We start from the raw sequence: 13,842 nt of genomic DNA, 5'->3' as shown, positions 1-13,842 counted from the left end.
ATCGAACTACGGGACGGTACTGTTGTTAAGGATGCCTTATCTGTACAGGCTGGCGATTCCGGCGTACTGGCCGCTGTTCATCACGCAACCATTATTTCTCTGATGGATGAAAATGAAGCGCAGCAGAAAGAAATCAATCAACTGAAAGCAGACATGGAGGCGCTGAAGAAAATTGTAGAACAGCTCACTGCCAGATAATTCTGCTCTGAACCATCAACGTGCAATGTCATAAAGCGAAATAACAGTGCCGCAACCATACCGTATGCATGAGCATGGCTGCGGCCAACTGGCGAACGTCCGATAGTGCGAGTATTGAATGATTGACAGTCCGCTATGAGCGAACAGCGGACCTTCAATCGAAGTGATGAATTAACAAAGTAAGCTCTCACGCTATTTCAATATCACTTTTTTTTAGAAAACAATTTGGTGCGAACATTCTTCAAAAATTCGCTATAGCGCATTCCGCTGGCTGAGATGATAATGCGCTGAGCAAGCATCAGCCCTGCCGCCATATACAAAAACGCCAGCAACCAGGTAGAGAAGTGAATCTCCGTATTCACGGCTATATAGTGGAGGGTATGGTTATAAATAGCTAACTGAAATGGCTCGGGATTTGGCGGGAGTAATTTTCTCAAAGCGTGAAGGAGTGAAACCAGAAAATGTCGGTGTCTTTAGCGGCCGTGCTCTTGTTTCATACAGAGCACTGCTGACTGCCGCGAGCGGCTGATCGCAGGCCCCCCCCGGGGTTCAATAGGAAAATCCCGCTAGCACGTTACTGCAGCTACGCAAATGAATGACCTGCCCGTAACAAATTACGCTAACACCCGCGAATGTCAGGCTCCCTTCAACAGGTGTAAAAGCGCCTCCCCCGACACTTTACGGCGGTGCACGTCATCATGGCAGACATTACAGAGCGTAATTAAGTTATCCAGCGTATTTTCACCGCCGTCAGCATGATGCTCTATATGATGCAATTCAAGGAACGTTCGGGGGTCATTTGCTGTTTTACGGGCGTGCAACCAGCCACAGTTCCGGCAGGCGTGATGATCGCGCTCAAGGACGGCTACGCGCACCGGATCAGGAATTTTCCGGTCATGTACCTCAGCCTGACGATCTTCCTCAAGCAAATAGGCCCCCACTTCAAGCTCCGGTCGGCCTGAATTCCTGGTGGCAATCGGCCAGCCCTCTTCGGTACGCAGCTCGCGTGTACGGCGGGCCCATTCCTTACTGTCGTTTGCAAGATAACGTAACTCTTCGCCCGTTACCGGACGGCCAACGTTTTTACGCAGATAGGAGAGAATTTTGTCTTTCGTCGAAAGCTTACTTCGCCGCAGAACATTAGCCTCATTCCATCGCAGGGCGGCCTCCCTGTCCTGTTCTGTTGTCATCAGCGCATAGACATCCGTTTTAAGAGCGGTCATTGTGCGGGCCTGGAGTTCCTCCAGCGTTATCTCATCCTGTTCAATCATTTCCTTCAGCGTGGTACCGCTTAATACGGACCAGCCAAACTGGACCCGGAGCTCTCTTATCCGCCGCGCATACTCACTTATCCCAGCCACCACCATCAGTTCATCCCCGTGAATGATGACGCGCGGATATTTGATGAGATAAGCCAGAATACGGTCGCGTGCCGAATTACAGCCCTCCTCATGCATCAGAGAGCTGCCGAGATCCCGCAGCAGATGGTTGGCAGGGATGAGAGAAAGAACCTGTTCCCGCAGGGAGTCCTCTGCGAGCTTGTGTTCAAAATCGGTAATTAACGCTAGGAGCTGTTTACGCAGCGTTTCCGGTTCGCTCTTCTTCGATCTTCTCGCCATGTTGAATCTGATATTCCATTAAAGTAAGCACATAGGTCGCAATTGTTTGCGCAAACACGGGCGGAACCGCGTTTCCAATCTGACGTGCGATCTCGGTTTTTGATCCAAGGAAAACAAAATCATCCGGGAAACTCATCAGGCGCGCCGCTTCCCGGTGCGTAATTGGGCGGTGTGATTCCGGATGCAGATAACGCCCTTTCTCGGGTTTGAAGAACTCGGTGCGAATCGTTACGGAAGGACGTTCCCACCACAAACGGCCAAACAAATCCGTACCACCGGACGTTTTTTTGATCCAGCAGGCAGGCGTAATATCGGGTCTGTTTTTTTGTAAGTCGAAACGGTTCCCGCCGACCGGCACAGCACGATAACGCTCCTGAGACAGTGCAGTCGGGTTTCGCCCAAAATGCAGATCTAAAGGCGGAGGCAGATCGCGCACTTCTGTACCAACCGGCTCCGGTAAATCACCGATGAATTCTCTGACCGTCAGCCAGGCAGGCAGATCTCCGGCTTTATCGGGATGCCGATGCGACGGCGCAGGCGGGAACGCAGGGATGCCCCCCCGCACAAAACGGTCTTTCTTAATGCCGATCGCAATGGCACGTTTACGCGTCTGGGGGACACCATAGTCTGCCGTATTCAGCACAGAAGGGTTGAGAAGCAAAAAGCCCATACTCTCCGCACGTTCACGGATATCCTGGAATTCATCACTGGTTAACAGACCCGGGACATTTTCCATCACAAAGACAGAAGCGCCCGATCGCTCAATGATGTCCATGTACGGTTCCCAGAGCGCGCGTCGATGGTCTCCTTCCCGGTTTTTATTGAGTAAACTGAACCCCTGACACGGCGGCCCACCGATAACAATATCCGCTTCAGGCACGGTATTTTCCGTGATCCACTCTTCTATGTTGGTGACGATGCCATGCTCGCCAAAGTTGGCGTTGTACGTTCTGATGGCCGCCTTATCATTGTCCAGAGCCAGAACGCTTTCAAAATGAGCGCCATTCTTCCCTTTCATGAAGCCGCAGGACAAGCCGCCAGCGCCACAAAACAGATCAATGATCTTTAATTTATTGGTTTTACTCATTCAGACAGTATCCCGTATCCCGCTTCAGTCTCGACAGATAAGTCTATCATAAAGTGAATCTGTATGTATGCACAGTACCACCAGTGGAAACTTGGCTCAGATGAAGTGCCAACGCGCGTATGGGCTGAATGTCCGTTTCTGGCACGGAGCGGACTGCCTGAGTGCCGTGGGGTCTGCAAACGCTAAGCATACCGATAACTATACGCTTGGCCTTAGTAACTTTTGCTCCCCTCAATAAATCCGCCATCTTTTATCGGACTGCAATGTCCTTCTTCATCAATCATTTGCTCGTCTTTCAGGTAAGTATATCGATAGATAATCGAGTCATTATCCACCTCACCATTGGTTCGTTTCATTAGGAGAGTAAAATGTAATGGGCTGTCCCTATATCGAGCTATTCCATGAATATTGGCAAGTGCCTCATATTGACGATCAGGTGATAACCCTTTAAATACATCGAGATATCCATGGAATGTTCCATAGAATGAAGAAGTGTAGATCAGTCGCTGCTCAGGACCAGTCACTTTAAGAGTAATTTGTTCACCCGTATTACAGGTTAGCTTGGCGGGAAATATCTCAGCCTGAGCAGAAGAAATAGTCAAGCTTAAAATTATCAGGTAGCAATATTTCATGTGATTAGAATGTCCAAAACTAGCATCTATACTCGGGATTCTATAACTAGATGGATGTAGACCCAAGATGTATTGGACTACTCTTCGGTTGTAGTTGGTCAAATCATATATTTTATGTCAACAATGTCTACTTTTGGCACTGAGTGGACTGTCAGCTTAGGTTTGGCTCTGTGTCTTAAGAGTGCTAGGTTAGGTCTGAGCTAATACAACTTAAGCAATATGACGGTTCAAGGCGTTTAATCTGAAACCAGCCACATATCAGCCTCTTCAAACATTTCCTGCACCGTTCGGCTTATCTGTTCTTTCTCATGCTTGCTGGCGTCAGTGTTGATCGCCGGCAGTGTCATCATCGGTTTAACCCGAACATCAGCATCGGGGAAGATCCGGTGAACCCTCTTAGTCAATTCTCCCAGAATGATATCTTTTGCCCCGGGCAGACCATCAAAATTCCTTTTGTCATAAACGAGTTCCACGAACATTGCTTATAGCCTCTTTACTGTATGGATATACAGTATTTATACTGTGTTTTTATCCGGTATTCAAGAGGAGTTAATTGATGCCACGACGTAGCGATATTGAAATGGCCTGGCATGCTTCGATACAGCAAGAACCTAATGGCCGGAAGACCGTGACCACACAGCGGTTTGTCCAGGAGCTGAGCAAGGTTAACTGGAACTGGACGATGAAGCAGGCTAACGAATGGATCGAGTGGTATGTGACAACATTCCGCGATGTATCAACGCAGGAAGGGGAGAACCGTACCTTTCAGCTTTTCAATCCAAACGGAGGACTATAGCCATGGGCTTCCCTTCACCTGCCAGTGATTACGTTGAAACAAGGATCTCCCTCGATCAGCAGCTAATCAGCCAGCCCGCAGCGACTTATTTCATGCGGGCATCGCGTTCACATTTCAGGGAAGGGATAATCCAGGGGGCGCTGCTTGTTGTGGACGCGTCGCTTTCAGCCTGTGATGGCTCGCTGCTGATATGCGCGATAGATGGGGAATTCAGGATCAAGCGATACCGAACTCACCCTCAACCCCACCTGATAAATCTGGAGAACGGGAAAAGGGAAGCGCACCCTATTGATGATGGTTTCACTGTATTTGGAGTGATCACGTACATTATTAATGATGCCAGGAACGCGGAGTTTGATGATTGCCCGGTGATGTAATCACATTGGCTGTATTAGTTCAGAGCCCTGATTTTTCACATTCCCTACGGCACGCGTTACGGCGTGCCATATAAATTTCTCAGCCGGCACGGAACCATCGGCCGCAATTTCCGCAGCTTCTTTCCCTCCAACGTCCTGCCTCATCCATTCGCGAGCAGCATCTGGTGACAGTACTAGTGGCCGCCTGTCGTGAATATCTACCAGTCCTTTGTCGGCAGTAGCCGTCACTATCAGGAATCCTTCTGCTTCATCTCCACGTTCGAATGGTGTGCTGCCGATCGCTGCCATGTATATTGGCTGACCATCGGCCCGATGAATGAAGTAGGGTTGTTTCTTGTCGCCTTCCTTTTTCCATTCGTACCAGCCATCAGCAAAGCAAATTGCGCGACCATGCTGCCAGAGTGGTTTAAACATTCTGCTGGTGGCCGCAGTTTCAGAGCGTGCGTTAATTAGCGGTGGTTTATCCCACCATCCGGGGAAGTATCCCCAGATAACTGGATCAAGATGGAGTTTCTCGTCACGTTCGCTAAGAAGCAGAACTTTGGTACCTGGAGCCACGTTGAAACGTCCGATCGGTTCCGGGTCATATGGAATGTCTCGTTCGACTTCTTCAGCGAGAAGGGCGAGATAATCTTCTCGCGTCATTGACTGTGAAAAGCGTCCACACATAGAAACCTCCAGCCATATGTCAGACTGAAAGTATAGGTGGTAACTAAAAGAGAGGGCGCGTAGATTAATGTGTACCTAAATGCGCCCTTAATTTTGGTTTTGGATGTATTTGTTTTCTTATGTATTTGAATTTAAAGTGAATTTTTTAAATTCAAAAAACCTTTTTGTACGGTTTTACTGAAACCTGCGCATAAACGCCTGCCGCCACATACGGATCGGCTTCAGCCCACGCCTGCGCGGCTTCTAAAGATTCAAATTCTGCAATCACCGTTGAGCCGGTAAACCCTGCTGCACCCGGATCGTTACTGTCAACCGCTGGCATGGGGCCTGCAGTCAGCAAGCGGCCTTCGTCATGCAGGAGTTGCAGACGAGCCAGATGGGCAGGGCGTACAGAAAGACGTTTTTCGAGAGAGTCTGCAATATCTTGAGCGTAAATAACGTACAGCACGGGTAGAGCTCCTTGAAGGGTAAAAGGTCATATTTACGTTATTGGAAAGGCCTGATAACTGCAACGGAAAGATAGCTGATATGTTAAGGCCATACTATGGAAATGGTTTTTTATCATAAAATCGCGTTTTAAATGCCAGTTAGCTTCACGGTCTTATTGAATATGATTGCTATTTGCATTTAAAATCAGGGCCTGGTTTTTTTACTGAAACGATTATGACTTCAATGACCCTTGATTTACCTCGTCGCTTTCCCTGGCCTACGTTACTTTCAGTCGGCATTCATGGTGCTGTAGTGGCAGGTTTGCTGTATACCTCGGTACATCAGGTTATTGAACTGCCTGCGCCAGCGCAGCCGATCTCCGTTACGATGGTTGCGCCTGCCGATCTTGAACCGCCTCAGGCCGTTCAGCCGCCGCCGGAACCCGTCGTCGAGCCTGAACCGGAACCAGAGCCGATCCCGGAACCGCCAAAAGAAGCGCCGGTAGTGATTGAGAAACCGAAGCCCAAGCCTAAACCGAAGCCAAAACCGGTGAAAAAGGTGGAAGAGCAGCCGAAGCGTGATGTTAAGCCAGCCGAGCCGCGTCAGTCGTCTCCGTTTGAAAATACTGCGCCTGCGCGTCCAACGACCAGTAGCGCCCCGGCAACGACTAAACCGGCGGTGAGCGCACCTTCTGGTCCGCGAGCCTTAAGCCGTAATCAGCCGCAGTATCCGGCGCGTGCCCAGGCGCTGCGCATTGAAGGCCGTGTGAAGGTCAAATTTGACGTAACCTCGGATGGCCGGGTTGAAAATGTAGAAGTTCTGTCCGCACAGCCTGCGAATATGTTTGAGCGTGAAGTGAAAAATGCAATGCGCAGATGGCGCTATGAGGCCGGTAAACCAGGTTCCGGGCTGGTGGTGAATATTGTCTTCCGCCTGAACGGCACAACGCAAATCGAGTAAACGTCAGGCCGAATTTGGCGGTCCGCCACCTGCCGGTAATGATCAAGAGTATGATTACCGGCAGGCGGTGCTGGCGCGAGCTATCAGGCCAGGGTAGGGATTGGACGAGGTTTACCGTCTTTATCAACGGCAACATAGATAAACAGGGCTTCGGTGGCTTTATAGCGCTGGCCGATAGGTTCTGAAGCAACTTTCTTTACCCAAACTTCAATATTAATGCTGATCGAAGTCGTCCCGCGCTTCACGCAGCGAGCATAGCAACAAACCACATCGCCTACGGCGACCGGGCGCAAAAAGCTCATTCCTTCAACCCGCACCGTGACCACACGACCATGTGCGATCTCTTTGGCCTGAATAGCGCCGCCTATATCCATTTGTGACATCAGCCAGCCGCCAAAAATATCACCGTTCGCGTTGGTATCGGCAGGCATAGCCAGAGTGCGTAAAACCAGTTCGCCCTGGGGAGTGTTATTCGTTGTTGTCATTGTAGAACCGACTATAGAGAAAGATTACAGGCGCGATGCTACTAGAATTTACGCGCTGAGAACAGAGGGATGGAGCGTGTGGAGCGGAAGTCAGTCGGGTTAAAGGAGATAAGGAACGCGAGGGGATAAAAATTCGCCAGATCCGTAGATCTGGCGAGCATGTATTACGATTTATCTTCCTGCGGAAGATGGCGGTAAATATAGACTCCGCTTAGTAACGTAAAGAGTAGAGTCAGGGCGGTCAGGCCGAATACTTTAAAGTTGACCCAAATATTCTGCGGTAGCCAAAACGCAATATAGATATTCGCCAGACCGCACAGGATGAAGAAGACGGCCCAGGCTAAATTAAGTTTTGACCATACCGGCTGAGGCAGGGTCAGCTCTTTGCCTAACATGCGCTGGATCAGCGGCTTTTTCATCACCCACTGGCTAACCAGCAGTGCACCGGCAAACAGTCCATAAATCACCGTTACTTTCCACTTAATGAATTCATCATTGTGGAAGAAGATGGTCAGGCCACCGAACACGGCTACCAGAACAAAGGTGATTAATGCCATCTTTTCGACCTTGCGATAGCGAACCCAGCTGTAAATTAAAACAACAGCCGTCGCGACAATCAGCGCCGAGGTCGCCGCATAGATGTCGTAGAGCTTATAAAAAGCAAAAAAGACAACCAGCGGTAAAAAATCAAGAAACTGCTTCATTCTTCGATTCCGTCATCAAAAGCACCGGGTACAAGCCCGGAAGCGTTCAGGGTTTATTGGCGAATCAGCATGTACAGGCGGAACAAATAGATCAGCAACACGGCGGAGATCATATTGCTCAGCGTATTCGCCAATACCGCGCCTACATTTGGCGTAAGTACCGCAAAACTTGGCGCAAAAAGCAACAGCAGAGTTTTTGCCAGCAGCCAACCGATCACTGCTGGCGCAACCAGGCGCATATTCGACCATGCCAGGCGCATACTGTTGCGCATAGCGGCAAAGACACCCATTTTGTCCTGTACCAACATCACCGGTGCGAGCGCCAGCAGGATGGCCAGCAGAATACCCGGCACCACAACCAGCATAATACCGATTTGCACCAGCAGAGTAGTCAGAAAAATCAGAATAAACAGCTTAGGCAGAACCGGCGCGCTGGCACCGATGGCGCGTAATGCGCTGACCCGATGACCGGCTGAAATCAGTTGAATCATCAGGATGACACCCCCGGCGAGGATGGCATTACCAATCAAGCCGGAAAACGTCGACGCCGCGGAGGCGCGTAGCAAAATTTGCTGTTGCTCCGGGGTCATGTTCTGTACCAGATCGAACAAGCCCACGCTGCTGGTTAACTGATCGCCTTCACTGAGTTGCGCAATTTGTGCGTCGGTGGGAGAAAAGGCATGCCCTAACACCACTGTGATAAACGCGCACAACAACGATACCAGCAAGATGGTAATGAATTGATTACGGAAAAAGTTTCCCGTGTCACGGTAAACGGATTTCGCCGTGATAGACATGCACTCTCCTTGAGTTTTGCAGGTGTTCATTTGCGGGCAATTGTACCCTGGATAACTCCACAGTGGCAGCATCGCGCGATGTATGGAAAAGCATATCTTTGTAAAGCCCCGGTAATTTTTGGCTATGACTTCAGCGTCATGCAAGAACGTTGGTTGTTCTCTGCGCATCACGGACAAATAACCATCGCCATTCGGCAACGCAGGTCAGTTACTTGCGTGGCGAAAATATATCAAAATTGATCTGAATTAAGTTAACCAGGATTTTGAATGCAAGTTCTAACTTAATCTGGATCAATAAATGTTAAATTATCAAAGTCAATGTGATCCAGGTTAGATCACTTATTACTCCAATGTGGGTATATTCGTTCCGCTTTTATAACCATAACGATGGAGCGGACATGAAAAAATTAACAGTTGCAGCATTGGCTTTAACAACTCTTCTCTCTGGCAACGCATTTGCGCATGAGGCCGGAGAATTCTTTATTCGTGCAGGTTCTGCCACCGTCAGACCGACGGAAGGCGCGGGTGGTACGCTGGGAAGCCTGGGTGGCTTTAATGTCAGCAATAACACGCAGTTGGGTCTGACATTTACCTATATGGCAACCGACAATATCGGTGTTGAATTACTGGCAGCCACGCCGTTCCGCCATAAAATTGGTACTGCCACAACGGGTGACATTGCTACCGTCCACCATTTACCGCCGACCTTAATGGCACAGTGGTATTTCGGTGATTCCAGCAGCAAACTGCGTCCATACGTGGGTGTTGGTGTGAACTACACCACCTTCTTTGACGAAGGTTTTAACGATAACGGCAAACAAACTGGGTTATCTGACCTGAGCCTGAAAGATTCCTGGGGCGCGGCAGGGCAAGTGGGTATGGACTATCTGATTAACCGCGACTGGTTGATTAACATGTCGGTCTGGTACATGGATATCGATACCACCGCGAGCTACAAACTGGCTGGCGCGCAGCAGCATGACAGCGTACGCCTCGATCCGTGGGTGTTTATGTTCTCTGCGGGTTATCGTTTTTAAGTTCTTCTGCAAAACCCCTGCAAAACTCTTCTGCAAAACTGGTCATCAAATGACCAGTTTTTTCCATTCTTTTCCACGCGTGTCGTTGTAGTGATCGGTCATTACTTTACTGCTATGGCCCAACAAAATTTGTGTGTCGATACCTTGCTCCCTGAATAGTCTTTCAGCCAAAGAACGTTGCTCATGGAAAGAAGGGGGAGCACCTTTGCTTGACCAGTCGTAGTCAACTGAGTCACGTGCTTTTCTGAACGCACCAGTTAGAGATGCTGGTTTTACCATTCCTCCTCTTTTGCCTTTCCCTTTATCGTGGTGATGATGTAGTAAATACGGGCTAAGTATCCTGTCCCGGCATTGAGCGATTACATCTTCAAGAGAAATGTTTATCTTGTTACAACGTAACTTTAAAGGTATCGCGATTTTGGCACCTGTTTTACTTTGTTCAACGAAGAGGTGACCATCTCTGACATCTGAAAATCTCATATTACAAATATCGGCCAACCGCTGCCCTGTGATGATGGCCAGCAGCATTCCTTTCTGCAGAAAGTAATTATCTTTTTCGGCTGCCTGATAGATCATTAGCCATTCTTCGAACGTCAGTCGTTGTCTGGATACACGGACCTGCGGTTTTTTTGTAGCGTCTGCTGGATTAAATCCTGCCGGTACTTCTCCTACCTGCTGTGCTTCTTTAAAAACATCCGATAGCACCTTGCGTACAATTTGTGCCATCCGTAGTTGGCCTTTATTCTTGTAGTCCTCGAGGATCCCAACTATATCCTTAACTGTTATGCTGTCGATTGACCGCATGCCAAGATGACTTTCGAAAACGTTAAGTGGGGCGTTTTTCTGCTTGAGCGTATTGAGTTTTATCTCTCCAGTTTCGTAACGCTGGTCCTGCAACTTTCGGTACCGAACAATCCATTCGCTTACCGTTGTAGAAAGCCCACATCGTTTATTAATTTCCTCTCTGATTTTAAAAGTGTGCCGCATTTGTCTTTCTGCGAGCCGGCTATTTGCTTCTACAGCTATTTCTTTAGCAACTTGCTCATCTGTTCCTAATCCATGAAATTTACCAGTTACAGGGTGCTTATACCTCCAGTACACCCTGTTGGTCCTCGAATCCAGGAAACATGACAATCCGGGAATGGTCACGTTGTGTTTTCGAGGTCTAGCCATCTTCTAAAATCCTTCTGAGTAATGGGTGATCTTGATTTTTAATTACTGGTTCTGTTGTGAGCCCAGTAAATCGTGCATTAGCCTCAACGCGCCAGCTTTTCCCTACACGGCAAGGCAAAGGAAAGATCATCCCGTTTTTAGCGTATTTGTTGAGTGTGGACTTGCTCGGAATCGGGTCACCGAACTCTGATCTCGCCCATTCAGAGAGTAAAATCAGTCTGGACATTTTCCCCCCAGAGTATGGCCCAGTGATGGGCCACTTAGTGAATATATGAAATCAGTTTGCGGTCAGACGTTGCCAGATTGCAGAGACGTATTTGACCTGATGCCTGGCGTCAGAAAGCGCATTGTGCATGTCGCCTTCAAACGGGATGTCGAAGCGCGGGTTGATACCGACAGATTTACCCAGTTCAACCATGGTCCTTACGTCCCTGTCATTCCAGAACGGAACAGCGAAGGGAGTCTCTGTTAATGCATATGCGCGGCGGAGAATGACGTTATCAAACGAGCATCCATTACCCCACAGCTGAACAGTGTGACTACCGTTAGCAGCATTTTCAGCAATGAAGTCAGCCAGTAGTTCAAGGGTTTCACGCAGCCCCATGGCCTCATCAACCAGAATTGCAGAGCGGGCTTCAGATGATTGTTTCAACCACCACTGAATTGTTGACGCATCCGGTTTCATGCCAAACGACATCGATGATTCAAGACTGACAACCTGGTAAAATTCGGCACCAGTGTTACCAGTTGAAGGATCAAAATATACGGCGCCGATAGAGACTATTGGTGCATCAGGACCGCTGCCCATAGTTTCCAAATCAACCATCAGGTGAGTATAAAAAGCGTTCAGGTGATCCGTATCTATATGGTGAATGGGTTCATTATTCAGGGAAGCTGGAGGCTCACCAGTTGCATCAGTGCTTTCAACTGGCAAAGCTGCTGCTTCGCCCTGAGGCACATCAGGATTGGCTTTGATTTCGCTGTTGTCAGTTTTTTCCATCTGCACATCGCTGGTGGTTTCCTCGGTATTGGCTTGATGTAATTTTTCTTCGACCGCGCGCTGGCGTACCTGGTCTACGACAGAAAGCGCTGGCGCCGGCTGGTTACCCATCAGGCCATCAATGGAGAAAACACCGTTGCCCATGTTGGCGATTTCTGGTTGCTCGGTTATTGCCTTCTGTTCAGCTGTGGACTTCTCTTTAATCTCGTTTTCCCAGCTTTTTTCTGGTACGTGACCGGCTGCCGCCAGGGTTTCTTCAGTTGGGTGCTGGTGGTCGGTTTCAGTCAGGTTTTTGTTGATGTAACGGCTCAGCAGTTCCGGGAAATGGTGAGTGTTTTCTTCTGCACTACGAATAAGCGCGAAAATAGCGGCGCGGGAATAATCCAGGATGCCAGCGCGTTTGCGCAGGGCGGCGGACCACTCTTTGAACGGGCTTTCGTTTTTAGCAATGATCTCTTTTGCACGACGGAAAACGCCACCTGGGATATCGTAGATGTTGAAATCCATTGGAAGTGTGGCCAGCGCAATATCAATGTCCAGAGTGTCCAGCGTGTGGACAAGTTCCGGGTTGCGATCGGTCCCATTGCCGCTGCCAGCGTTGGTTCCGGAGTCAGTGCGCTGAATCTGCGACACGCGATTGCCCTTACACCACTCTTTAACCAGCAGCCCACGGTCAATGTACTCAGTGTTGAACCAGGCCTTAAAGAACTGAATGACGGTGACCAGATCAACTCGCTTTCCATCAACCGGAAAAACGGTTTTCAGCGCGCTGACAACTTTCCAGATATCGATCTCTGGTGCTTTCCCGAATGGTTCTACATTCTCGGCGGCAAGCAGCAGGTTTTGCACATAGCTGTTGTCCACATCCAGCTCGAGTTCCTGAATGGTTTTCTTCTGTTCAGTATCAATATGGTAAGCATATTCATCAGAAATAAACTGAGCCAAAAGGCGCTGGCGTAACGGGAGAGTCGCAACGGTAATGAGTTCTGGCGTTACAGGTGGAACGGTGGGCTCATCACCCACAATTCGTGCTTTCTTATCGTTAACCCACTCCTGCACGGTTTGAGTCCGCGCTTTCGGTTCCGCAATCCATTCGGTAATAAATTCCTCAAATGAAGCAATGGCATAGACCTGCTCACGGTCGAAGACTTCTTTTAGTGCGTTTGCCAGGTTCCACTCGACATGAGCAGAAAGCTCTTTCGCCGCTGGCACATTTGCAACGGCCAGTAACAGGTTTTGTATATAGAGATCATTTTCGTCCAGTTCCATTTGCCCGATCTGGACGTGCCGCGCTTCACTGATTTCCTTCTCTTCACCGTCATTTAACAGGTGCGCAATCAGCCGCTGAGACAGGCGCAGGCGAGATATGGGGCGGAGCAATGCTGGCGCATCGCTGATGGGTACATTGGCACTGGAGGTTTCAGGTTTTTGCTGGCTGGAAGCCTCCAGATTTTCATTATCCGGCTTCTGTTTCAGTTGCCACGTTTGCTGGTCTTCTGCCAGTTCGTAACGATCGCACCATGTGTCATCGAGTGTGCTTTCCTCAGGAAGATCGTCAACAACAAACCAGTTGGTGCGGACTGGTAATTGATAATCGGCACCACGACCGACGGCAATACCATTGTCTTCGAGAATATTGAGGATTTCGCGTTCTGCACGGGAATCTGATTTCGCAGAGAACCAGCAAAACAGGTTTTTTGCCTCAGTAGCTTTCGCTTTGGCTTTAATAAGATACGCATACGTTAACATTGCGTTCGGGCTCCATTGGATTGTAAGATACCCGGCAGCTGATGATCGCCGCCTAAGGTAGTGGTTATTGGTCAAAACTCGTTCCGGAAAGCTTTGGTCGGCTGACCGGGTACTTAACCCGCCTTGCGCG

General features: G+C 49.1%; 15 protein-coding genes and 3 pseudogenes. 4 read left to right on the top strand and 14 right to left on the bottom strand.

All coding sequences use genetic code 11. The annotated features are described in order from the left end of the window. A pseudogene (locus OGV94_RS06915) lies at positions 1–198 on the top strand (tail fiber domain-containing protein); the annotation flags it as partial. Between the two features lie 635 nt (positions 199–833). Here OGV94_RS06915 and OGV94_RS06910 read toward each other — a convergent pair. The 5 genes and pseudogenes from OGV94_RS06910 to OGV94_RS06890 form a co-directional block, all read right to left on the bottom strand. Then, positions 834–1,817: an HNH endonuclease gene (locus OGV94_RS06910; RefSeq protein WP_079937218.1), complete on the bottom strand. Its 984-nt coding sequence runs from the start codon at positions 1,815–1,817 to the stop codon at positions 834–836. After that, complete coding sequence (locus tag OGV94_RS06905; RefSeq protein WP_079937217.1) at positions 1,774–2,904, bottom strand: DNA cytosine methyltransferase; 1,131 nt, start codon at positions 2,902–2,904, stop codon at positions 1,774–1,776. The genes OGV94_RS06910 and OGV94_RS06905 overlap by 44 nt, the downstream gene beginning before the upstream one ends. 212 nt (positions 2,905–3,116) lie before the next feature. After that, the gene (locus OGV94_RS06900; protein ID WP_200101417.1) at positions 3,117–3,536 is read right to left on the bottom strand and encodes a hypothetical protein; all 420 of its coding nucleotides are present in this window, start codon (positions 3,534–3,536) and stop codon (positions 3,117–3,119) included. A gap of 236 nt (positions 3,537–3,772) precedes the next feature. Beyond that, entirely contained in the window at positions 3,773–4,015 is a 243-nt protein-coding gene (locus OGV94_RS06895) for a DinI family protein (protein ID WP_003840850.1), read from the bottom strand. Between the two features lie 95 nt (positions 4,016–4,110). Further along, positions 4,111–4,227, bottom strand: a pseudogene (locus OGV94_RS06890) (hypothetical protein); the annotation flags it as partial. Between the two features lie 107 nt (positions 4,228–4,334). On the opposite strand from OGV94_RS06890, the gene OGV94_RS06885 reads away from it, so the two are divergent. Then, positions 4,335–4,709: a HumD family translesion DNA polymerase gene (locus OGV94_RS06885; RefSeq protein ID WP_472270602.1), complete on the top strand. Its 375-nt coding sequence runs from the start codon at positions 4,335–4,337 to the stop codon at positions 4,707–4,709. On the opposite strand, the gene OGV94_RS06880 is transcribed toward OGV94_RS06885, so the two are convergent. Both OGV94_RS06880 and OGV94_RS06875 read right to left on the bottom strand, forming a co-directional pair. Then, positions 4,710–5,378 carry an SOS response-associated peptidase gene (locus OGV94_RS06880; protein ID WP_279278411.1) on the bottom strand — a complete coding sequence of 223 codons (669 nt, stop codon included), beginning with the start codon at positions 5,376–5,378 and terminating at the stop codon, positions 4,710–4,712. Positions 5,379–5,529: 151 nt separating this feature from the next. Next, positions 5,530–5,826: a YciI family protein gene (locus OGV94_RS06875; protein ID WP_003020675.1), complete on the bottom strand. Its 297-nt coding sequence runs from the start codon at positions 5,824–5,826 to the stop codon at positions 5,530–5,532. 224 nt (positions 5,827–6,050) lie between these two features. On the opposite strand from OGV94_RS06875, the gene tonB reads away from it, so the two are divergent. Continuing rightward, positions 6,051–6,767 (top strand): TonB system transport protein TonB, encoded by a 717-nt coding sequence (gene tonB, locus OGV94_RS06870; RefSeq protein WP_043017896.1) that lies wholly within the window; start codon positions 6,051–6,053, stop codon positions 6,765–6,767. An 83-nt stretch (positions 6,768–6,850) separates the two neighbouring features. Here the strand turns inward: tonB and yciA are convergent, their stop codons facing one another. From yciA to OGV94_RS06850, 4 genes and pseudogenes are all read right to left on the bottom strand, one after another. Next, positions 6,851–7,252: an acyl-CoA thioester hydrolase YciA gene (yciA, locus tag OGV94_RS06865; RefSeq protein ID WP_003020670.1), complete on the bottom strand. Its 402-nt coding sequence runs from the start codon at positions 7,250–7,252 to the stop codon at positions 6,851–6,853. 164 nt (positions 7,253–7,416) lie between these two features. Further along, on the bottom strand, positions 7,417–7,956 hold the full coding sequence (locus OGV94_RS06860) for a septation protein A (protein ID WP_043016136.1): 540 nt from the start codon (positions 7,954–7,956) through the stop codon (positions 7,417–7,419). Positions 7,957–8,009: 53 nt separating this feature from the next. Further along, positions 8,010–8,753: a YciC family protein gene (locus OGV94_RS06855; RefSeq protein WP_003020663.1), complete on the bottom strand. Its 744-nt coding sequence runs from the start codon at positions 8,751–8,753 to the stop codon at positions 8,010–8,012. A 28-nt stretch (positions 8,754–8,781) separates the two neighbouring features. Then, a pseudogene (locus OGV94_RS06850) lies at positions 8,782–8,868 on the bottom strand (YkgJ family cysteine cluster protein); the annotation flags it as partial. 283 nt (positions 8,869–9,151) lie between these two features. Between OGV94_RS06850 and ompW the strand changes: the two are divergent. Further along, positions 9,152–9,790 (top strand): outer membrane protein OmpW, encoded by a 639-nt coding sequence (ompW, locus tag OGV94_RS06845; protein ID WP_043016137.1) that lies wholly within the window; start codon positions 9,152–9,154, stop codon positions 9,788–9,790. Positions 9,791–9,835: 45 nt separating this feature from the next. Here the strand turns inward: ompW and OGV94_RS06840 are convergent, their stop codons facing one another. The 3 genes from OGV94_RS06840 to OGV94_RS06830 are packed head-to-tail and all read right to left on the bottom strand — an operon-like array spanning position 9,836 to position 13,712. Further along, positions 9,836–10,963, bottom strand: coding sequence for a phage integrase Arm DNA-binding domain-containing protein (locus tag OGV94_RS06840; protein WP_286522934.1), 1,128 nt, complete (start codon positions 10,961–10,963; stop codon positions 9,836–9,838). Then, entirely contained in the window at positions 10,956–11,189 is a 234-nt protein-coding gene (locus OGV94_RS06835; protein ID WP_044691230.1) for an excisionase, read from the bottom strand. The genes OGV94_RS06840 and OGV94_RS06835 overlap by 8 nt, the downstream gene beginning before the upstream one ends. Before the next feature lie 51 nt (positions 11,190–11,240). After that, positions 11,241–13,712: a 3'-5' exonuclease gene (locus tag OGV94_RS06830; RefSeq protein ID WP_286522931.1), complete on the bottom strand. Its 2,472-nt coding sequence runs from the start codon at positions 13,710–13,712 to the stop codon at positions 11,241–11,243. Positions 13,713–13,842 lie beyond the last annotated feature (130 nt).

The organism is Citrobacter sp. Ce006 (assembly GCF_030336535.1).
Taxonomy (GTDB): domain Bacteria; phylum Pseudomonadota; class Gammaproteobacteria; order Enterobacterales; family Enterobacteriaceae; genus Citrobacter; species Citrobacter europaeus.
This window is presented reverse-complemented; position numbering and strand designations above follow the sequence as displayed.